Annotated in this window: 16 protein-coding genes; 4 read left to right on the forward strand and 12 right to left on the reverse strand. The window is 71.3% G+C overall.

What is annotated here, in order from left to right:
- Positions 1 to 51: 51 nt before the first annotated feature.
- From IPQ09_29100 to IPQ09_29110, 3 genes are all read right to left on the reverse strand, one after another.
- A complete protein-coding gene (locus IPQ09_29100; protein ID MBL0198203.1) occupies positions 52 to 1440 on the reverse strand; it encodes a hypothetical protein in 1389 nt (462 codons plus the stop codon).
- On the reverse strand, positions 1437 to 1832 hold the full coding sequence (locus tag IPQ09_29105) for a hypothetical protein (protein MBL0198204.1): 396 nt from the start codon (positions 1830 to 1832) through the stop codon (positions 1437 to 1439). The genes IPQ09_29100 and IPQ09_29105 overlap by 4 nt, the downstream gene beginning before the upstream one ends.
- Positions 1833 to 1934: 102 nt before the next feature.
- Entirely contained in the window at positions 1935 to 3686 is a 1752-nt protein-coding gene (locus tag IPQ09_29110; GenBank protein ID MBL0198205.1) for a hypothetical protein, read from the reverse strand.
- 192 nt (positions 3687 to 3878) lie between these two features.
- Here IPQ09_29110 and IPQ09_29115 point away from each other — a divergent pair, with 192 nt between their 5' ends.
- Positions 3879 to 4451, forward strand: coding sequence for a TlpA family protein disulfide reductase (locus IPQ09_29115; protein ID MBL0198206.1), 573 nt, complete (start codon positions 3879 to 3881; stop codon positions 4449 to 4451).
- A gap of 68 nt (positions 4452 to 4519) precedes the next feature.
- Here IPQ09_29115 and IPQ09_29120 read toward each other — a convergent pair whose 3' ends face one another.
- The 4 genes from IPQ09_29120 to larB all read right to left on the reverse strand — a co-directional run bounded on the left by IPQ09_29120 (position 4520) and on the right by larB (position 10183).
- Complete coding sequence (locus tag IPQ09_29120; GenBank protein ID MBL0198207.1) at positions 4520 to 6139, reverse strand: M81 family metallopeptidase; 1620 nt, start codon at positions 6137 to 6139, stop codon at positions 4520 to 4522.
- Positions 6140 to 6171: 32 nt separating this feature from the next.
- Complete coding sequence (locus IPQ09_29125) at positions 6172 to 6873, reverse strand: TetR/AcrR family transcriptional regulator (GenBank protein MBL0198208.1); 702 nt, start codon at positions 6871 to 6873, stop codon at positions 6172 to 6174.
- 136 nt (positions 6874 to 7009) lie between these two features.
- Positions 7010 to 8605, reverse strand: a complete 1596-nt coding sequence (larC, locus tag IPQ09_29130; GenBank protein ID MBL0198209.1) for a nickel pincer cofactor biosynthesis protein LarC — start codon at positions 8603 to 8605, stop codon at positions 7010 to 7012.
- 807 nt (positions 8606 to 9412) lie between these two features.
- Positions 9413 to 10183 (reverse strand): nickel pincer cofactor biosynthesis protein LarB, encoded by a 771-nt coding sequence (gene larB, locus IPQ09_29135; protein ID MBL0198210.1) that lies wholly within the window; start codon positions 10181 to 10183, stop codon positions 9413 to 9415.
- A gap of 84 nt (positions 10184 to 10267) precedes the next feature.
- Between larB and IPQ09_29140 the strand changes: the two genes are divergently transcribed.
- Positions 10268 to 10810 carry a hypothetical protein gene (locus IPQ09_29140; protein ID MBL0198211.1) on the forward strand — a complete coding sequence of 181 codons (543 nt, stop codon included), beginning with the start codon at positions 10268 to 10270 and terminating at the stop codon, positions 10808 to 10810.
- A 42-nt stretch (positions 10811 to 10852) separates the two neighbouring features.
- Here IPQ09_29140 and IPQ09_29145 read toward each other — a convergent pair whose 3' ends face one another.
- Entirely contained in the window at positions 10853 to 12322 is a 1470-nt protein-coding gene (locus IPQ09_29145) for a hypothetical protein (GenBank protein MBL0198212.1), read from the reverse strand.
- A 55-nt stretch (positions 12323 to 12377) separates the two neighbouring features.
- Positions 12378 to 13190: a hypothetical protein gene (locus IPQ09_29150; protein ID MBL0198213.1), complete on the reverse strand. Its 813-nt coding sequence runs from the start codon at positions 13188 to 13190 to the stop codon at positions 12378 to 12380.
- Positions 13191 to 13457: 267 nt separating this feature from the next.
- On the opposite strand from IPQ09_29150, the gene IPQ09_29155 reads away from it, so the two are divergent.
- Complete coding sequence (locus tag IPQ09_29155; protein ID MBL0198214.1) at positions 13458 to 14555, forward strand: alpha/beta fold hydrolase; 1098 nt, start codon at positions 13458 to 13460, stop codon at positions 14553 to 14555.
- A gap of 40 nt (positions 14556 to 14595) precedes the next feature.
- On the opposite strand, the gene IPQ09_29160 is transcribed toward IPQ09_29155, so the two are convergent.
- From IPQ09_29160 to mscL, 3 genes are all read right to left on the reverse strand, one after another.
- Entirely contained in the window at positions 14596 to 15477 is an 882-nt protein-coding gene (locus IPQ09_29160; protein ID MBL0198215.1) for a UbiA family prenyltransferase, read from the reverse strand.
- A gap of 137 nt (positions 15478 to 15614) precedes the next feature.
- Complete coding sequence (locus tag IPQ09_29165; protein ID MBL0198216.1) at positions 15615 to 17555, reverse strand: OmpA family protein; 1941 nt, start codon at positions 17553 to 17555, stop codon at positions 15615 to 15617.
- Between the two features lie 107 nt (positions 17556 to 17662).
- Complete coding sequence (gene mscL, locus IPQ09_29170; GenBank protein ID MBL0198217.1) at positions 17663 to 18076, reverse strand: large conductance mechanosensitive channel protein MscL; 414 nt, start codon at positions 18074 to 18076, stop codon at positions 17663 to 17665.
- A 167-nt stretch (positions 18077 to 18243) separates the two neighbouring features.
- Here mscL and IPQ09_29175 point away from each other — a divergent pair, with 167 nt between their 5' ends.
- On the forward strand, positions 18244 to 19635 hold the full coding sequence (locus IPQ09_29175) for a sigma 54-dependent Fis family transcriptional regulator (GenBank protein ID MBL0198218.1): 1392 nt from the start codon (positions 18244 to 18246) through the stop codon (positions 19633 to 19635).
- The last annotated feature ends 24 nt before the right edge of the window (positions 19636 to 19659 follow it).

Raw genomic sequence — 19659 nt, forward strand, 5'->3', positions numbered from 1 at the left:
GCCCTTCGCCGATGGTACCAGGGAGCCCGCGCGCGCGCGGAGAAACCCGCGCTAGAAGCGGCCGGTGAGCCCCACCGACCCGAGCCCAAGCATGGGCGCGAGGTGGAGGCGCGGCGCCTCGGAGGTGGTCTTCTGCACGTCGGTGATCGTGCGCCGCAAGAGCGCGCGGTTGTACCGGTTGGCGTAGAGCACCGCGTCGTGCTCGGTGAGGAGGTGGTCGGTGGTGGCGCCGTCGCCCTTGAAGGCCGCGAGCAGGAACCAAATCCCGAAGCCCACGGTGCCCACCGTGCCCACGCCGGCCATGATGACGCTGCCGGTGTTCGAGGTGTCGCGGCTGCGATCGAAGATCTCGCCGCCCGAGGCGCTTCGGATGAAATCGCCGCGCGCATCGCGGGGCACGCAGTCGGAGTCCACGAAGGCGCTCGTGGCGCTGCTCGTGTTGACGTCGCTCGCGTTGCACGCGCGGCTCAGCGTGAGAAACCCGTAGATGCCCATGAGCGCCGAGGCGCCGGTGAGCGCGCCCGCCGTGTAGAAGGAGACCTTGTTGCGTCGCGTCTCCACGTCGTCGAGGTCCGTGGCGCCCGTGACCGCCCGGTAGCGCCGCACGAACTCGTTCTCCTTCATCGGGCCGTCTTTGTCGGTCGAGAAGACGAAGCCGCCGCCGGTGGTCTTCACGTCGAGCTTCTCGCGATCGTAAAGCTTCTTGACCGTCTCGGGGACGCCGGCCTCGGTGATGCCGGCGGCCTGCGCCACGCCGAGCGCCCCGAGCGTCTCGCCCTTCTTCGGATCGGTGACGGTGACGACCGCCGCGAGCCAGCCCTTCACCTTGCGCTTGTGCAGCACCTTCACGCGCGCGCCGCCCGCCGCGCTGCCCACGGCCATCACGTCGACCTGTGCGCTGCCGGAGGCCTCTTCGCCCGTCGCGTATTCGCCCTCGCCGTACACGAGGGCGCTCACGTAGCCGTAGCCGCAGCCCTTCGCCGCGCAGCAGGCGTTGTACTCGGCGGTGTCTTGGCGCGAGACACGCTTCGAGGTCTCGAGCTTGTAGACGAAGTGGGTCGCGCGCTCGGCGTCGCCCGAGAAGCCGAAGGCGCCGAGCATCGCCCGGGCCTTGCCGTGCACCGAGAGCTCCTGCGCGTCCTCGAAGGAGTTGGCGGTGGGGCTCGTGCGGGGCTCGGAGAGCTTGTCGGCGCACGGGTTCGCGCGGGCGGTCTCCTCCAGCGAGCGGCCGGGCGCCGGGGGCTCGGGCAAGATGCGCCCGAGGATCGAGTCGTCCTCCGACGGCAGCGGCACGAGCACGTACGACGCCCCGAGCGGGTTCGCGTCGGCGCCGCCGGCCGACGAGGCCCCCTGCGGGTTGCGGGGCGTGGCGGGGGGCGTGCAAGCCGCGGCGAGGAGCGCGAGCGGGAGCGCGGCGAGCGCGCGGCGATGGCGGCTCACCGGCACTCCCCCCCGACGCACGTCTCGCCCGTGAAACAAGGCGAGTTGCAGTCACCGCAGTGCTGTTCGTCGCTTCGGATGTCGACGCACCTGCCGTTGCACACGTTGGGCGCGATCGCGGTGCACTTCACGCCGGCGTCGCTCACGCCGGGCGAGGTGGGGCTCGTGGTCGCCTGGCCCGAGGCCGTGGTGCACGCCGCCTTCTTCTGGGTCTTCAGAACGCAGACGTTGGCCACGATCGGGCCCGCATCCGCGCCGTCGCAGGCGGTCCAGTCGGGGCCCAGCTCGGAGCAGTCTTGCACGCGGCTGCTGCAGCCTGCGGTCGCCGTCGACGCCACGAGGGGCACGACGAGCACCGCGAACGTCAGGGGGAGAGAGTGTCGAGCACGCATGGCCGCCACTCTTTCACGGCAAGCCGGACGCACAAAAGAAAACCGGCCCGGGGGCGCGTCTCGCGCGCGTCCCGAGCCGGGTCGGCCGAGGGCCTTCGGCGCTCAGAAGCCGTACTGAATACCCAGCTCGGGCGAGAGGGCCGGGAGCACGCCGTTGCCGAGCGCGAGCGCCATGCGGACCCCGAGCGGGATGGCGAGGCGCTGGTTGACGTTCAGGCGCACACCGCCGCCGAAGCCGATGAAGCCAGGGCCGCCGAGGTACCAAGCGTCGACCGGGCGGTTCTTCTTGCTGGCGCCGTCGATCTCCCTCACCTGGATCCCGACGCGCGCGTCCCAGTTGGAGATGCCGGCGCCGAAGAACACGTACGGCGTGATGCCGGACTCCTTCTCGAGGCCCTGGCCGAAGAGGTAGGTGCCGCGGGCCTCCAGGTGGATCGGGGCCGAGAAGCCCTTGCCGTCGATGCCGCCCTCCGCGCCGGGGTAGGTGTTGACGACGAGGCCGACGCGCCCGCCGATGAGGATGTTGCGCGTGATGCCGTAGTCGGCGGAGGCGAGGATGCGGAAGGTGGCCGGCGCGAGGCCACCTTGCACCTTGTTGTTGTTCGCGGAAGGGAACTCGATAGAGTAGTTCTGCTTCAAGGACTCGGGATCGCCCGACGGCCGCGTGGGGTAGTCGGCGCCGTTGTCGACGCAGTAGTAGCCCGTGTCGTTCACGGGGAGGCCGCCGCGATCGGCGTCGGTCGCGTTGGTGGGGTGGATCTTGCACACGTCGTCGCCGGAGGGGACGAACGAGAAGTCGAAGCCGAGCTGCAGGCCGACCCAGAACTTGCGGTACTTGGGCTTGGCGCCCTCCGGCGCGGTGCAGACGCCCTTGTCGAGGGGGTCGGCGCCCTTGTCCTTCTTGCACTGGGAGCTGGCGCACTCGGAGTCTTCGAGGCACGCCTCGCCTTCGGGCTTGCCCGACGGGCCGGTCTCGGGGCCCTTGGGCTTCTTGCAGCCAGGGAAGTCGGGCGGGCAGTCGCCCGTGTCGGCGCACTGCGTGGGGGCGGGCTGGTTCGGCAGGTGCGGGGGCTCGGCGACCGGCTGCGCCTTGACGCTCACCTTGTACGGCTCGGCGCGGCTCCCGGCGGTGGCGACGGGGTCGTTCTCCGCGTTGAACCCCTGGATATAATAGAGAAAATCGCCGGTCTGAACGTCGCCACACGGCGACTGCCCGCCCCAGCCCTTCTCGCCCATCTTCTGGAGCTCGAACTGCTTGTACTCGGTCATGCCGAACGCCTTGTACCGGGCGATGACCTTCACGAGCTTCTCCTCGCCCGCGTATTCGGCGTACACCGGCACGGACGTGCGCACGAGCTGCGCCGGCACCGGGACGTGGATGAAGTCACCGGAGGGGCCCTTCGCGGGGCCGGGGCCGGGGCCAGGGCCGGGGCCAGGGCCGGGCGCGCCGCCCTTCTTGGCGGCCTCGAACACGGCGGTGATTTCCTTGGTAGCGACGTCTTTGTCGAGCGCGATGGCGGGATCGAGCTTGATCGCCTCGACGAAGGCCGCCTGGCCCGCGACCTTGTCGTTGAGACCGCCGACCTGGACGACGCCGAGGTCGCGATGGAGCTGCGCCCGGAGCGCGGGCGGGCACTTGTCGGTACCGCACGCGGCGATCGCCTTGTCGAGCTTCTCCTTCGCCTTCGCGAACTCGGTGACGAGGTAGTCCTCCTCCATCGCCTTCTTCTGGAGGGCCTTCGCGGCCGCCTCGACCTTGGCGTTCTGCGCGTGGGCGGGGACCTCCAGCGCGGCGACAAGGAGGCCGAAGCTGAGCGCGGTGGTGACGAGGAGCGAGCGAGTGCGGCTTTCCAATTCAAAAACTCCGGTGAATGGAAGGGGCTTTACAACGATTCGTGCCGCCGAGCGAGGAAAGTGTGTCGGCGCCGTCAGCATGGCCCAACCGGGTCGCCGGAGTACACTAATCCGCGGGACCCGGGCCCCAGAAGGCCCCCACACGGCCTCGACCCGGTTGACGGTCATGGGCGCCGCGGCGCAGGATTCGCCATGGTCGCCGCCTCCGCCGCCTCCGCCGCCTCCGCTTCGCCCGCTACGTCGGGCGCCTCCCGCTGGGCCGGGGCGCACGCGGCCGCAACTCTTGCGCTCGCCTGCGCGCTGGGCGCGTGCGCGTCCGCGTGCGGAGGCCCCCCGCCGCCGAGCGCGCCGAGCCCGCTCCTCGGCAAGCCCGCGCCCGACTTTCGCCGGCCCGCGCTCGACGGGGTCGCGATCGACACCGTGAGCCTGCGGGGCAAGGTGACGGTGGTGAAGTTCTTCGCGAAGTACTGCGCCCCGTGCACGCGCACGCTGCCCGCGGTGCAGGCGCTGCGCGAGCGACGTCCCGAGATCGCGGTCGTGGGCGTGTCGGAAGACGAGCACGCCTCCGACGCGGCCGAGCTCGTGCGCACCTACGCGCTCACCTTCCCCGTGGTGCTCGACTCCGGCAACGTGCTGTCGGGGCGCTTCCGCGTGAGCTCGCTGCCGGCGACGTTCGTGATCGACTCCCTCGGCGTGGTGCGCTGGGTCGGCGGGGCCGGCCAGAGCGACGACGACCTCGCCCGCGCGGTCGCGGCCACCCGTTGAAGTCAGCGAGCATGCGCTCCGATCTCGGACCTCCTGGGCGGCGTGAGGTGCTTCGACGCCGCCGGCGGTCAGGCCTCCACGACGGGCGACGGTGACGGCAGCGGCGACGGCCCCGTGACCGCCGCGCGCTTGCGCCGCCGCAGCACGGGATCCGACGCCCGCCAGTCGGCGAGGCGCGCTGCGGGCACCATCGGCACGACGTACTCGGCGGCGCGGACCGCGTCGAAGCTGGTCGCCCCCGCGCTGATGACGGGCAAGTGCTCGAAGGAGATGGTCGCGTAGAACATCCTGTAATGAAAGAAGTTTTTCTGCACGATGACGTCCGCCGAGCGCGCGGACAGGCCCACCAAAGACCAGAAGCTCGGGTGAATCGGCAGGGGCGCGCGGTCGCACACGACCACGTGGACCTGCGCGCTCGCCGCGCCGGGTGCGCGAGCGTCGAGCCGAAGGGTGCGCCCCGAGTCGGTGGTCGCGCGGGCCGCGACGACGACGTCGAGCTCGACGGGCGGCGCCCCGTACCCCGGGGTGCCGCGCAGCGTGACCGCGCGGCGTTCACCGAGCGGCGCGTCCCACAGCTGCTCCACGAGCTCCGGGTCGTGCACGGGCACGAACGCCTCGAGGCCCCAGTCGCGACCGCGCCCGACGAGCGCCTCGACGAACCGGGTGTTGCCACCCGGCGCGCCGGCGCCCACGACGTCGTCGCAGTCGACGAGGGTCACCGGGCCGAGCTTGCGGAGGCGGCTCTCGGAGGCGCGGCGGAGCCCCTCGTCGACGCCGTACATCGGCGGCAAGGCGACGTCGCGCTCCTCCCACGCGCGATCGGCGAGCTCGTCGGCGAGCTTGTCGGCGAGGGCGGGATCGCCGTCGGTGCACACATGCACGGCCCAGCCGAGGTGCTCGGCGTTCGTGTACGGATGCACCATGAAGAGGCTCGCCGACACGACCCGTGGGTCGTTCTCGAGGTCGCGCAGATACTTGAAGACCCCTCGCATCGGGGCGAGAAAGTCGATGGTCTTGCCCCCACCGATCACGATGGGCAGCTTGCGCCACGCGTGGGTGGGGCGGATCTGCCCGCGGAGCGCGCGAATGAGGCGGTTGCCCGCGCGAAAGCCGGTGGGCGCGAGATCCCAGTGGGGGTTCGTGCGGTAGGCCACGAGCACGTCGACCGGCGCGACCAGGCCTTCGGAGAGGTTCGCGTGCAGATCGTAGCTCACGGCGAGCTTCACGTCGGGGCCGACGAGCTCACGCACCCGCGCGAGCAGGTGCGCCTCGGGAGCCTCCTCGAGGCCGTCGACCTGCATCGAGCCGTGGAGCGCGAGGTACACGCCGTCGAGCGGCAGCGCCTCGCGGATGCGCTCGACGAGCCCCTCGACCAGACCGTCGAAGCACGCGCGTGAGAGGGGGCCGCCGGGCACCGCAAGCGACGACTGGAGCGGGACGGTCTCTACGTCGCCCGCGAGGCGCGCGGCCTGCCGAAACCCCGTGAGCTCCGCGTGGGGCATGAACGACTTGAGCTCGGTGCCACGGAGCGTGGTCGCCGCCTCGAGCTCGCTGCCCGCCATGTGGTGGAGCCGCTCGAAGTCACAGAGCTCGGTGAGAACGGGCGACCAGGCGTTGGCCTCGTGGAAGAGGCGCCCGTAGGCGATGCGAAGAGGGCGAGGCCCACGGCCGAGAGAGACACCGAACATTTGAGACCTCCAGGTGAGGCGCCGACGGGCGCTCAGGACTTCGTTGATGGCTTCGTTCGTCGACGGGGGCCGCGCGACGCGGATTTGGACGCGGACGCGGACGCGGATGCAGATGCAGATGCGGGCGCCAACGCCGCGCGTGGTTCGAGCTTGAGCGGCGCGAGGAGCCGCTCCCACACGAGCGCGTGGACCGGCGGGAGCGCGAGGGCGGGGCTCGTGACCTTGTGGAACATCAGGCCGTCGACCAAAGCTCGCACCGTGACGACGAGCGCGTCGGCGTCGCACGGCGCGACGATGCCCTGGAGGATCCCGGCGCGCACGCGGTCGGCCGCGGCGCGCCGGAACGCCTCGAACACCTCGGTGCCGCGCGCGAGGATCTCCGGGACTCGCGCCCCCCCCCTCGCCGCGATCGCCTGCGTGAGGAAGACGAGGCGCGCCTCGCGCCCGTCGTGGAAGGCGTGCACCGCGCGGAGCTGCGCGTAGAGGCGGTCGATGGGGTGCGTGTGTCGCTCGACCTCGGCGATGACGTAGACCGCCTGCTGCGAGAGCAGCTCGACGAGCGCGGCCTCGACGAGGTCGCCGACCGTGGGGAAGTGGTAGAGCAGCGTGGGCCGCTTCACTCCGAGCGCCAGGGCGAGCCGCTCGGTCGAGAGGCCGATGCCCTCGCGCTCGAGGATGGCCACCGCGCGGCGCGCGAGGTCGAGGCGTTTCTCGTGATCGGGAGCCCGGGGCATAACTGACGAACTGTCAATGATGCTTCCTTGACGAACTGTCAAGGAACAATCGTGCGCGCCGCTCCCGAGCGCGCGCGCGGTCGCGCCCCACGCCGGAGCGCGCGAGGGAGGTGGAGCCCTGTCGTCGCGCTCTAGGCTAGCGCTCGGCCTCGAGGGCGGCGCGCGCGGCGGTCATGGCGGTCGCGATGACCTCGCGCACGGGCACGCGGTGGAAGGTGGACGCGCGCGCGCACTCGTCGAACTCCGGCTTCGCCTGCGGCGTGCCGAAGGGCCCCTCGCTCACCTTGACCGAGATGGGCCCGTAGGAGGTCTGCACGACGATCTCGCGGCGAGGCCGCGCGACCCGCGTGACGTCGGTCCGACGGACCCCGATCGTGGTGCTCTCGCGGAGCAGCGCCGCGATGATGCGCTCGCTCAGCGCGGACTGCACGAGGCAGCCGAGAATGAGGCCGGGGCGCCCCTTCTTGGTGGTGGTCGGAGTCGCCCAGGCGTCGAGCGCGCCCTCGCGGATGAGCGTCTCGATGCAGTGTCCGACGATCTCGCCGGTCGCGTCGTCGAGGTTCGCCTCGAGCACACAGTGGGTCCCCACCGCGGCTGTGACCACCGGCTCGACCGTCGACGCGCCGAGCACCGCGCGCAGCAGGTTCGGGCGATCGGGGAGCGAGCGGGTGCCCGCGCCCCAACCGACGCGGTCGGTGCGGATGTTGGGCCACCGCGCAGCGCGCGAAGCCGAGGCGCCGACGATGGCCGCGCCCGTCGGCGTGACGAGCTCGCCCTCGATGCCGGCGTCGTAGGTGGGCAGCCCCGTGAGGCACTCGACGGTGGCCGGCGCCGGGAGCGGGAGCACGCCGTGGCGCGCATTGACGAAGCCACGCCCCATCGGCAGCGGCGACACGACCACCTCGGCGCCGACGAATTCGAGCGCGGCGGCCGCGCCCACGACGTCGCATAGCGCGTCGACGGCGCCGACCTCGTGGAAGTGGACGTCGTCGATCGGCATGCGGTGCACCTTCGCCTCGGCCTTGCCGAGCCGCTCGAAGATGAGGAGCGCGCGATCTTTGACCTTCTGGGGCAGCTCCGAGTCGAGGAGGATGGCGCGCACCGCGCGGAACGTGCGCTCCGGCTGCGGCGTGTGGACGTCGACGTCGAACTTGGTCGCCACGATGCCGCTCTGCTCGCGACCTCCGAAGACCAGCGAGTACCCCGAGAGGCCGAGCTTGGCGATCGCGTCGATCACCACGCTCTCCGGCACCCCAAGGTCGACGAGGGCGGCCACGATCATGTCGCCCGCGAGCCCCGAGGGAGCGTCGAGGAAGAGCACCTTGCCGCGGCCCGCGTTGAGCGGCAGCTCGTCGCGGGCGTGGCGGCGCGGCAGCCCGTGCGCATCCGCGTGCGCGTGTGGATGCGCGTGTGGATGCGCGGGTGGATGCGCGTGTGGATGCGCGTGTGGCGCAGGCTCGGCGGTCGCCGATGCGAGCTCACCGGCCTCGAGCCGCGGGGCCGACTCGAGCGGCGCGGGCGGCTGGGTGCCGAGGGTCTCCTCGACGAGGGCTGCCACTGACACACGACCGCCCTCGCGCTCGTGCGCGTGGTCATGCGCGTGGTCATGCGCGTGGTCATGCGCGTGCTCGTGCCCGTGCATGCGCGTGCTCGTGCGCGTGGTCATGCGCGTGCTCGTGCGCGTGGTCATGCGCGTGCTCGTGCCCGTGCGCGTGCTCGTGCGCGTGGTCATGCGCGTGCTCGTGCCCGTGCTCGTGCTCAGACCCCGCGGGGTGCTCGTGCGCGTGGGCTCCCTCGTGAGTGTGCGCGTGCGTGTGGACGTGCCCGTGCGCACGCGGAGCGCTCCCGCCGGTGGCGTCGTGCGCGGGCGCCGGCGGCGTGGCGCCGCTTGCAGCGAGCGCGGGGCCCGGGTCTCCCGACCCCTTGGCGGTCGCGCCCTCGGCGAGGGCGTCGAACCGGTTCTTTCTCTGCGTGGGCGGGCCGTCCTCGACGGGGGCGGCCCCGACGATGCGTCGAATTTTCGGGCGCGCGAGGGACCCGGGATCGCTCGCGGCCGGCGGGGGGGGCTCCCGACGCGGGGGCGCGAAGCCGCCGTCGCGGGCGCGACGATCGTCGGGCGGGCGTCGATCGGGGCGACCGCTGCCGGCGTCGAACACGCGGGGTCGCGATTCGGCCCGCGGCCCGAAGCCACCGGAGGGCGGGCCGCGGCGGTCGTCGCGAGGCGCGCCTTCCCGGGGCCCACCTTCGCGAGGCACCGGCGGGCCGAAGCCGCCCTCGCGGCGGCCAGAGTCACGCGAGCCGTCTCGACGCGGTGGGCGCTCACCCGAAGGGGCGTCGTGGCGCGGACGGTAGGGGGGCCTCTCGCCGGCCCCCGGTCCCGAGGCGGGGCGCGGGGGCCTTTCGCCCTCGCGAGCGGGGGCTCCGCTGCGTGGGGGGCCACCCGGGCCGCGCCCGCCGCTGCGCGGGGGCCGTCGGTCTTCACGCGTGGGCTTCGGCCGCTCGCGGGTCTTGTCGCGCTTCTTCGGCTTCTTTTCGTCCGTCATGGTGCCCCGACCTTCTTCGCCGAACGCAGGATCCGCACGGCCGCGAACGCGCCTCCGAACCCGTTGTCGATGTTCACGACCGTGATGCCGGACGCGCAGCTCGTCAGCATACAGAGAAGCGCCGAGAGGCCCTGGAAATTAGCCCCGTAGCCGATGGAAGTGGGGACGGAGACGACCGCCCCGTCGACCAGACCGCCCACGACGCTGGGGAGCGCCCCCTCCATGCCGGCCACCACCACGACGACCGCGGCTGCCTCCAGGACCGAGCGCTTGTGCAGCAGCCGGTGGATGCCCGAGACGCCTACGTCGATGACGCGATCGACCTCGACGCCCAACATGCGGAGGGTCTCTGCGCATTCTTCCGCGACCGGCAGATCGCTCGTGCCGGCGGACACCAGCGCCACGCGGCCCGTGGAGAGCCGCGGAATGGGGGCCTGCTCGAGCGTGAGCGTGCGCGCCACGGGGGCGTAGCGAGCCGCGGGCACGAGCGCGCGCACGTCGGCGGCCTGCCCTGCGTCCACGCGGGTCACGAGCACGTTGCCCCCGCGCCGCCCGAGCTCCCCCATGATTCCCGCGACTTGCGCCGCGGTCTTGCCCTGACCGAAGACCACCTCCGGCACGCCCTGTCGGAGCGCGCGGTGGTGATCCACCATCGCGTACCCCAGCTCGGCGAAGGGGAGGTCGCGCAGCTCGGTCACCGCGGCGTCGGGCTCTGTCTCGCCCGAGCGCACGCGCTCGAGCAGCTCTTTCAAGGCAGCTGGATCCACAGTGGCTGGCCTATACCACCCTTTTGGGGCGCCTTCCCCGACGCGTTTGGTGCACGCATTCCAGCGATGCTAGAGCTGTCGCGCGTGCCGCTCCTTCTCGCTCCACTCGTCGCGATCCTGATCGGGCTCGTGCTCACCTACTACGGGCGGGCCGAGCTCTCGCTCGCGGACCGGACGCCGCTAGGCACCCGGTCGTTCCGAGTGGCCCTCGCGTTCGCCGTGCTCGTGTACGCCCCGGTGCTCGGGTACTTCGCGGCGTTCCACGGCGACTGGGCCTACCTCTACCTCGGGCCGCAGGCGCGCCTGCCCTCGGCGGTCGACCTCGCGCTCGTGCTCCTCGCGGCGGCGCTCATCCCTGCCACGCTCGCGATCGCGGCGCGCAGCGTGGCCGAGCAGCGCTCGGGGCTCTTGCTGCGCGCCGGCGGCGCCACGCTCGCCGTGACGCTCCTGCTCTGCGCGCTCGCGTCCAAGCGGCTCCTGGTGAGCGCCTCTTATGTCCAGTTCCGGGGTGGCTTCGGAGGCGTCCCGCTCGGGCAGAGCCCACTCGGGCGCGGCGTCCTGCTCTCCTGGGTGGCGCTCGGGGCCGCCGCCGCGTGGGCCCGCGCGAGCTTGCGCGACGCGCGCTAGCTTTCGACGAAGACCTCGGAACGCGCGGGTGCCCGCTCGACGTCACCGATCGAAGCGGGTCGCGTAGACGAGCGTCAGACGCTTCTGTGTATAATACAGGATATGCGGACGGTCACGTGAATCGAGGGCGAGGGCGACGCGGCCAGGCGTTCCGGGGTCCGAGACTTCGTCATCGACGTCCTCTTGGATCCACTGCGTGAGCCCGTCGACGCGAGTCTGCCGGAGGTAGGTCACCGAGCTCGCGATCGAGCTTGGTCTCTCCTGGTGGAGCACGACGTGCATCTGGCCGAACGAGTCGACGGCGAGCGCTTGGGCGAACGAGGGCGGGCCGCCGAGCGGTGGTACCTTGACGTCGCGCTCGATGACGGAGACCACCGGCTCGGCCTCGCCGGTCCACACGAGCGACACGAGCTGCGCCGAGGCCCCGTTGGCTGGCAGGTGGAAGAAGGTCGCGTAGCGCACACCATCGCGCGATACGAACGCCGGATCGAGCCCCGAGAGGCCGTCAGGAATGCGGTTGTGCACCGCGGTCGCGCCCGGCGCCCACCCGCCGGCCGTCGAGTACGACCGCACCTTCGAGATCGACGTGGGCTGCCCGAAGGTCGCCGACAGCGCCTCGCAGTAAAACGCCTGGAACAGCCCGCTCGGCTCGCGCGCGACCGACGCGGCCCCCGCGTACACCGTCGTACGCGGGTCGACCGTGGTAGAGAACGGCGACGGCAGACCGAACCGCTCGGCGGCCCCGGGGCGGTACATCCCCACCCCGACGCCGCCTTGCGCCGCGTCGCCTCCCGCCGGCTGGAACGAGGTGACGAGGAGCTCGCCCGCCTTGCCCGCCGCGATCGCAAGCGGCGCCCCACGCGGCACGTTGGTGGTCACGACGGAGGGCGCGCCGAGGGCGCCCCCGGCGAAGCGGCGGTACACGACCTGACCTCTCGGGGCCTCGTCGAAGTCGTTCGAGACGACGTGGACCTCGTCGCCTTCGCCGGCCGCGACGGCGACCGCTTCGCCCCACAGGTTGGAGAGACCGTTGCCGAGAGCGACCGTCGCCTTGTCGGCGAGCGACGGCGAGGCCGCACTGAAATGTGTGACCCGGAGCTCGGAGGCCGTGTCGAAGTTGAACCGGCCGTAGCCCGCGGCGACGCGCCCGCCGCTGGTCACCGCCACACCCAGGCGGCGCGTGAGGACGCCGTTGTCGATGGGCATCCGCCGGCGCGCGTCGCACGCGTTGCCCACTGCGACGGGCGTCGTCTTCTCGGCCCACTCGGGGCACACGGAGTCGAGTGGAGGGGCCACGCGATCGGGCGTTGGCCCCCCCTCCACCACCGCGGCGTCCGGCGCCTCGGCGTCCGACGGGGGCGACGCGTCCGCGGCCTGCGCATCGCCCGAAGCGCCCGAAGCGCCCGCGTCGTTGGAGGAGCTCTCTTTCAGCGCCGCGCACGCCCCGCACGCGAGCGCCACCACGAGCAGAGGCAACCCGCGGCGTCGAAAGGTGGCTAGTCGCAGGCGCATCCGGCGGAGTATCCCCCCAAGCCGGCGAAGAGGGAAGCCTGTGAGCCCGCGGAGCTCAGCGTCCGCCTGCGCTTCCCGTGAACGTGCAGTAACGGTAGCCGCAGTCGTTCCCACCGACCTTCACGGCCTTCTCGCCGACGCACTTGGGCGGGGCGCTCGTGCCGGTGCGGTAGACCGCGTACTTCCGCTTCGAGCCAGAGCCTTCGCTCGACAGGCGATCACGCTCGGCCTCGCACTTCTGCTCGGCCTCGATCGCTGCCCTCCCCTGCTTCGCCTTGTCGCAGCTCATCGGGAACGTGACCTTCGACCGCACAGCGTAGATCTCGGCGACGCGCCCGCTCTCCGCGTAGCCACGCACGGGCCGCGACTCGCCGACCGCGAGGGACGGACACGTCGTCTTCCCACGCGTGACGATGACCTCGCAGAAGGTCCGCGAGCCCGTCTCGTTCACCACGTCGGCCCCGGAGGACGGCCAGTTGCACGCCGCCGGCTCGGGCCGAGTCCCGCCGCCATTCGTGCTGCCGCCGCCGCTGCCGCTCGCCGCCTTCGGGCACGCGTCGCAGGTGCCCCGCACGACGCCACCCGCGCCGGGCTGGATCGACCAGCTCTTGCCGCAGTTCGCCTTGCACACGCCGCCGACGCGGCCACGTACCTTCGAGAGCATGTCGGCGCAGTCCCAGGTGGTGCTGGTCTTGTCGGCGCGGAGCATCCGGCAACCGTCGAACGACTCGACGCGGCCCCCCACGGTCAGCGTGACCGCCCCCTTCCCGCCCGCCTTGACGTCGTCTCTGGGGTCGGCGGCCGGGCAGACGGCGGCGACGGACGCGACGAACGAGCCTACGAGGGTGACGGCGACGAGCCTCTTCATTAGTGGATCTCCTTGGCGATTCGCCCGGCAGGGCTGGCGGCGCGCGAACGCGAGCGAGGTAGACGGCCCGCGCGGGCCGGGATTCAACCCGACAGCATCGTCGAGAGCACGCGCGGCCGAAAGCCGAACCGCAGCCAGGGCGCCACCAGGAGGCGCGCGCACACTGTGAGCGAGCCTCCTACCGATCACCAGCCCTCGGTTTGACCTCTGCGCGCGTGCTCGTAGAGTCGCGTCCGGGCCGCTTCTTGGCGGCCTCCCGAGTGCCCCATGCCGAAGCGCTCACTCCTCACGCTCTTCACTCGGACGCTCTTCGCGGGCCTCACTGGCTTCGCTGGCGCGGCGTGCGGATCGCCGCCCGAGGAGGTGGCGACCCCGGAGGTCGTCACGGACGCCGGGCCACGGGACGCCCCCTCGCCGCCGCTCGTGCCGAGCCCCGAGGCCACCCCGCCCACCCCACCGGATAACCTCGAACGAGCGCTCGGCGCTCCGTACCCGATCGTGCTGATGCACGGGATGGCCGGCTTCGAGCAGCTCACCGTCGGCACGATCGGGGTGGAGTACTGGGCCGGCGTGCGCGCCGAGCTCGCGCGCGTGGGCGAAGACCAGGTGTTCGTCACCGAGGTGAGCCCGTACGAGACGAGCGAGGTGCGCGCGCGCGAGGCCAAGGCACAGATCGACAAGATCCTCGCGGCCACCGGGAAGAAGAAGGTCGCGCTCGTCGGGCACAGCCAGGGCGGTCTCGACGCGCGCGTGCTCGCGAGCCCGGCTGGCCTCGACTACGGCGCCAAGATCGCCTCCGTCACAACCATCTCCACGCCCCATCGCGGCAGCTACATCGCCGACGTGGTGATGCGGCTCGCGAGCAGCTCGCCCGACACATTCGACAAGGCCACCTCCACGTTGCTGAAGCTCCTGCAGCGCACCGCGTATCAGCTCCAGGGCGACGCGAACCTGCGCGCGCAGCTCGAGCAGATCAGCGAGAAGTACATGAGGGAGGTGTTCAACCCCAAGTACGCGGATGCCCCTGGGGTGCTCTACGAGAGCTACGCGGGCCGCACGAACCTGCGCGCCGGCCTCGGCGTATGCGACGACGGCATCTACCCGAACGAGCCCTCGAAGCTCGACAGCGCCCAGTCGTTCTTGCTCCCCTCGGCGATCATCCTCGAGCGAGGTCTCCCGGTGCGCGTCAACGACGGCCTCGTCACGGTCGAGAGCGCGAAGTGGGGCACGTTCATGCAGTGCGTGCCGGCTGACCACATGAAGGAGGTCGGGCAGCTCAACATCGACGGGACGAACCTCCAGACCTTCGACCACAAAAAGTTCTACCGACAGATCGTCGAGCGCATCCGGCAGCGCGGCTTCTGAAGGGCGCGCGGCCGCGCCCGCGCGGCGCGTGCGCGCGCGCTCACAGGTCTTGGGGCAGCCCGGCGCGCGCCCAGAGGGTGGTGCCGATGAGGTACACGACGAGGAGCCCGGCGCCCGCGTAGGTGGCCCCCACGCAGTCCGCGCGGCTCACGTTCTTCGGGCCGCGGATCCGGAGAAAGACCAGCATGGCGACGGGCGCCGCCACCATGAGGAGCTCGCGCACCGTGATCGCCCGGGTGAGGCGGCCCGCCACGAGGAGGCCCATCGGGACGACGCAGAGCGCGACGACGATGCGGCCCGCCGCCTCGACGCCGTGTACGACAGGATAGGTGGGTACACCGACGGCCGTGTCGCCCTCGACGTCGCGGAGATCGTAGAGCACCTCGAAGCTCTGCTCGAAGAGGAAGAAGAAGGCGAGCACGCACGCGATCGCGGCGGCCGAGGCGGTGCGCGGAGGCCCCTCGGCGAGGAGCGGGTAGAAGCCCACGGAGAGCACGAACATGAAGGCGCTCACGCCGTTCTTCAGACCGTAGAGGTCCTTGAAGCGCTTGCGCCCGCGGGGCGTGGGGACGTAGCGAAAGCTGTATCCGAGCCCGAGCGCATGAAAGACCACCCGGAGCAGCGCGAGCTCGGGTGTCGTGACGAAGAAGCCGAGGACGAGGGAGCCCACGAGCAGCGCGAGGGTCGCCATCACGATCGCCCGCGCGTGCCGCGCGACGAGCTCGGTGGCGACGATGCCGTTAAGGCGGTCCTCCTCGACGTCGGTCGCGCGGTTCAGGAGGTTGACGATGCACCAGTCCAGGCCGCAGACGAGGGCCACTCCGACGAAATACGTCCCGCGGAACAGGGTCCCGAACACGAGGGCGGCGGCGGCCGCGATGACGACGATGTGGAAGCGGAGCGCGGAGAGGGCTTCGTTCATGGCAGGGTCGATCCCGTCGTACCGCAAGTCGTCGCGTCGTCGAAGTGTCGTCGCGCGCGGCGATGACGCGTCGAGCGCGCCCCCCGGGGGAGGGCACGCTCGACGGGGCACGCTCGTCGGGGCCTTAGCCCCGGGCGCTACTTCTTGGCCGGCTTGGCGGCGGGCTTCGCGGCGGCGGGCTTCGCGGCGGCGGGCTTCGCGGCAGCGGGCTTCGCGGCAGCGGGCGCCGGCGTGGCCGCCGGGGCCGGGACCGCCTTCTCGTCGACGATGTGGAACTCGACGCGGCGATTGTTCTGGCGACCCGCCGGCGTCTCGTTGGAGTCGATGGGCTTCTCCTGGCCGTAGCCCACGCTCGAGAGGCGCGACTTGTCGATGCCGTGCACCGTGAGCCACTTGACGACGGACGCCGCGCGGTCCGCGCTGAGGCGCTTGTTCTTGGCCGCCGCACCCTGCGAGTCGGTGTGGCCTTCGACGCTGACGGCCTTGATCTCGGGGTGATCGGTCATGACCTTGAGCACCGCCTCGAGGACCTCCTCGCTCTCGCGACCGGGGAGGATGAGTGCGCTCGCCGTCTTGAACTTCACTTGGTCAAGGATCTTGATGACCCCCGCCTGCACGAACGCCTTCGGGCAGCCGTTGCGCTTCGGATCCGGGTCGGGCTTGCCGGGCTCGTCGGGGCACGCGTCCACGTCGTTGAGGACGCCGTCCTTGTCGCGGTCGGTGTCGGGGCACCCGTTGGTCTTGGGATCGTTCGACTTCAGGCCGGGCTTGTCCGGGCACGCGTCGTTCGCGTCGATGACGCCGTCGCCGTCGGAGTCGGCCGGGCACCCGTTCTTCGCGGGGTCCTGGTGGCGCACGCCGGGCACGTCGACGCACGCGTCGTCCTTGTCGTAGATGCCGTCCTTGTCCTTGTCGGAGGGGCAGCCGCTCGTGCGGGGATCGTCGGTCTTCACGCCGGGCACGTCGACGCAGGCGTCGTCGGTGTCGAGGATGCCGTCACGATCGGTGTCCTTCGGCGCCTCGGGCGGGCAGCCGTGCTTCGACACGTCGTCGCTCGGCACGCCCTTCACGTCGGGGCAGGCGTCGTCCTTGTCGAGGATGCCGTCGCCGTCGCGATCGGTGATGATCTTGATCTCGGGCTGGTACTCGACGTTGAGCAGAACGCGGGCCTGCGGCGAGCCGAACCCGCGCGTGAAACCGGTGCCCGCGCCCGCGCCGAAGCGCACGGGGCCGGCGGTGTAGTGCACGCCGAACAGGCCCTCGACGGGGGTCGTGCGCTTGCCGAACGCAGCGCTCGTGCCGTCGGGGTTCTCCGAGACCGTCGTGGCGAGGTTCACCTCGGGCCCGACCATGAGCTTCTTGTCGAGCACGTGGAGACCGACCGCGCCGCCGAGGAGCAGCTCGGTGCCCACCGCGGCCTGGGCGAACGGCTGGTCGCGGAGGCGAATGTTGACGCCGGCGCGCGCCGAGTACGCCAGGATCCCCACGTCGCCCGACACGTTGAGGTGCGGCGCGACGCGCGCGCTGCCGTCACCGAGGTAGTTCTCTTGGCTGCCGGTGGGGAGCCAGAAGCGGCTGCCGACGCCGAACCGCAGCGGGCCGGTCGGGTCGCCCGCGACTCGGAAATCGAGCGCGAGGCGGAGATCACCGATGCCCTGCTCCTTCGGCGGCGAAGCGAACTGCGTACCGCGGAAGGTGCCCGTATGCCCGTCGTTGTAGAGGGCCACGGGGAGGTTCACGCCGAGGCGCAGGCGCTCGAAGAGCACGACGCTCGCGCCGAGGTGCGCGAGGAGCTGGTTTCGTACGACCGAGTTCTGCACCGAGCCGTCCGCGTTGTAGATCACGAGCGGGCGGTACACGTACTCGCCCACGATGCCGATCGAAGGTCGCAGCTTCCCGCGGTAGTCCATCGAGTCTTGCGCGAACCATTCGCTGCCGCGCTCCGAAGGCTCGAATTTGCTGACGGCGAACCCGGTCGTCTGCGGCACTTGCTGCGCCGACGCCGCGCCCCCGTGGAGGGTGAGCGCGAGCCCGGTCAGAGTGGCGAGCGAGGCGGCGAAAAGTGAACGAGCTCTCATGAAATCGGATCCTCAGCGGGGAACAGGGGGCTCAGTGGGCACTGGCGAGATGGCGCGCCGCAAGGCTACCGGCATTCGGAGCCGGAAGTCCAACACGCGCCGGCGCCTCAGGCGGGGTCGGGGAGATCGGAGGTGCAAGCCTTGCATTTCTTGGCCTTGATGGGCACGTCGGAGAGGCAGAGCGGGCACTCTTTCGTGGAGGGCGGGGGGTCCTTCTTGCCCATGATCTTCGAAACGAAGATGAAGAGGACGAGCGCCACGACCAGGAAATCGAGCAGCGAGCCGGCGAGCGCGCCGTACTTCACCGCCACGACGTCCTCCGGCTTCGGGGCGTCGCGGAGCACCCACTTCAGCTCTTTCCAGTTGCCGCTCGGCATCACGACCGACACCAGCGGCATGATGAGAAAGTCGACCAGCCCGGAGACGATCTTTCCGAACGCTCCGCCGATGATGACGCCGACCGCGAGGTCGACGACGTTCCCCTTGAACGCGAACTTCTTGAAGTCTTCGATGAAGGCCATGGCGCTGAGTACCTCATTCCGCGGCGGTGGTGCGACAAACCCGCCGATTCGACGCGACGGCGCATGCACGGCGCGGGCCAAGCGGTCGCGCCCTGCGAAACGCGCGCTCTCGCGCACAGACGTGCGGGGTCGACGCCTCACCGTTGCGGTCAAGATGCGGCACGACGATGCCCGGGACATCTTGTAGTGTTGCGCGCATGATGAACCCAACCGCGCGCACGCTCGAAGGCGAGACCACGCCCAAGTTCGCGAAGTCCGTGGCCGCGCCGCGGCTGCGGCTCACGGTGGAGCGCGAGGCGGGCGACGCCGCGAGCCGCTCGGTCACCATCGACGGCGACCGGGTGCGGGTCGGCTCACACGAGAGCAACGACGTGGTCCTCACCGATCCGATGGTCTCGCGGTTCCACCTTCAGCTTCTCCGCGAGCGGTCGGCGTGGCGCCTGCTCGACACCGGCTCACGCAACGGGACGGCGATCCACGGCGTGCGCGTCCGGGATGGCGAGCTCACGGTGCCCGAGGCCGTGCTCGAGCTCGGCGAGTCGCGCGTCCGCGTGACCGAGCTGCCGAGCGAGACCGAGGTGGAGATCCTCGACCAGGCGACCTTTGGAGATCTGTACGGTAGCTCGAACGCCATGCAGCGGCTCTTCGCGATCTTGGCGAGGGTCGCGGCCCACGACACGAACGTGCTGATCGAGGGCGAGAGCGGCACCGGCAAGGAGCTCGTCGCCGCCGAGATCGTTCGCCGCGGGGCGCGCGCCCGGAAGCCCTTCGTCGTCGTCGACTGCAGCGCGATCTCGCCGAATCTCATCGAGTCGGAGCTCTTCGGGCACCTGCGCGGGGCCTTCACGGGCGCCGACCGCGAGCGCGCGGGCGCCTTCGAGTCCGCGAACGGCGGCACGGTGTTCCTCGACGAGATCGGCGAGCTGCCGCTCGAGCTTCAGCCGAAGCTCCTCCGGGCCCTGGAGGCCCGAGAGATCCGGCGCCTCGGGGAGACCACGACACGCAAGATCGACGTCCGCGTGATCGCCGCCACGAACCGACAGCTCGAACGCGAGGTCAACGAGGGGCGCTTCCGCGAGGACCTCTTTTTCCGGCTCTCGGTCGTCGCGGTGCGTGTGCCGCCGCTCCGCGAGCGGCCGGAAGACGTCGCGCTGCTCGTGCGTGCGTTCATCGACGCGCTCGAGGCTCACGCCTCCGCGCACCTTTTCACGGCCGAGGTGATGGCCGATCTCGCGCGCCAGCCGTGGCCCGGCAACGTGCGGGAGCTTCGCAACTACGTGGAGCGCGCGGTCGTCCTCCAGCAGGTGGACGGGGCGCCTCCGCGCAAGGCCCCCGAGGCAGGCGCGTCGGGCGTGAGGGTGTGGGACCTCAGCGCCTCGTTCCGCGAGGCGAAGGAGGAGGCCCTCTGCGAGTTCGAGTGCGCCTACCTCACGGCGCTCATGGAATGGGCCGGCGGGAACGTCAGCCGCGCTGCCCGCAAGGCGAAGATGGACCGCATGAACCTCCACCGCCTCGTCCAGCGGTACAACTTGAAGGCGGCCCGCGGGCTGCGCGACTGACCCACCGCCCCCGGCACGGGAAAT

The sequence above is a fragment of the Myxococcales bacterium genome, assembly GCA_016720545.1.
Taxonomy (GTDB): Bacteria; Myxococcota_A; Polyangia; order Polyangiales; family Polyangiaceae; genus JAAFHV01.

Excerpts from the sequence above, each read along its gene's own strand:
- IPQ09_29160 (MBL0198215.1), bottom strand. The coding sequence starts at position 15,477 with ATGAACGAAGCCCTCTCCGCGCTCCGCTTCCACATCGTCGTCATCGCG.
- IPQ09_29145 (MBL0198212.1), bottom strand. The coding sequence starts at position 12,322 with ATGCGCCTGCGACTAGCCACCTTTCGACGCCGCGGGTTGCCTCTGCTC.
- IPQ09_29120 (MBL0198207.1), bottom strand. The coding sequence starts at position 6,139 with ATGTTCGGTGTCTCTCTCGGCCGTGGGCCTCGCCCTCTTCGCATCGCC.
- mscL (MBL0198217.1), bottom strand. The coding sequence starts at position 18,076 with ATGGCCTTCATCGAAGACTTCAAGAAGTTCGCGTTCAAGGGGAACGTC.
- IPQ09_29155 (MBL0198214.1), top strand. The coding sequence starts at position 13,458 with ATGCCGAAGCGCTCACTCCTCACGCTCTTCACTCGGACGCTCTTCGCG.
- larC (MBL0198209.1), bottom strand. The coding sequence starts at position 8,605 with ATGACCACGCGCACGAGCACGCGCACGGGCACGAGCACGCGCATGACC.
- IPQ09_29125 (MBL0198208.1), bottom strand. The coding sequence starts at position 6,873 with ATGCCCCGGGCTCCCGATCACGAGAAACGCCTCGACCTCGCGCGCCGC.
- IPQ09_29150 (MBL0198213.1), bottom strand. The coding sequence starts at position 13,190 with ATGAAGAGGCTCGTCGCCGTCACCCTCGTAGGCTCGTTCGTCGCGTCC.
- IPQ09_29105 (MBL0198204.1), bottom strand. The coding sequence starts at position 1,832 with ATGCGTGCTCGACACTCTCTCCCCCTGACGTTCGCGGTGCTCGTCGTG.
- IPQ09_29165 (MBL0198216.1), bottom strand. The coding sequence starts at position 17,555 with ATGAGAGCTCGTTCACTTTTCGCCGCCTCGCTCGCCACTCTGACCGGG.
- IPQ09_29115 (MBL0198206.1), top strand. The coding sequence starts at position 3,879 with ATGGTCGCCGCCTCCGCCGCCTCCGCCGCCTCCGCTTCGCCCGCTACG.
- IPQ09_29175 (MBL0198218.1), top strand. The coding sequence starts at position 18,244 with ATGCCCGGGACATCTTGTAGTGTTGCGCGCATGATGAACCCAACCGCG.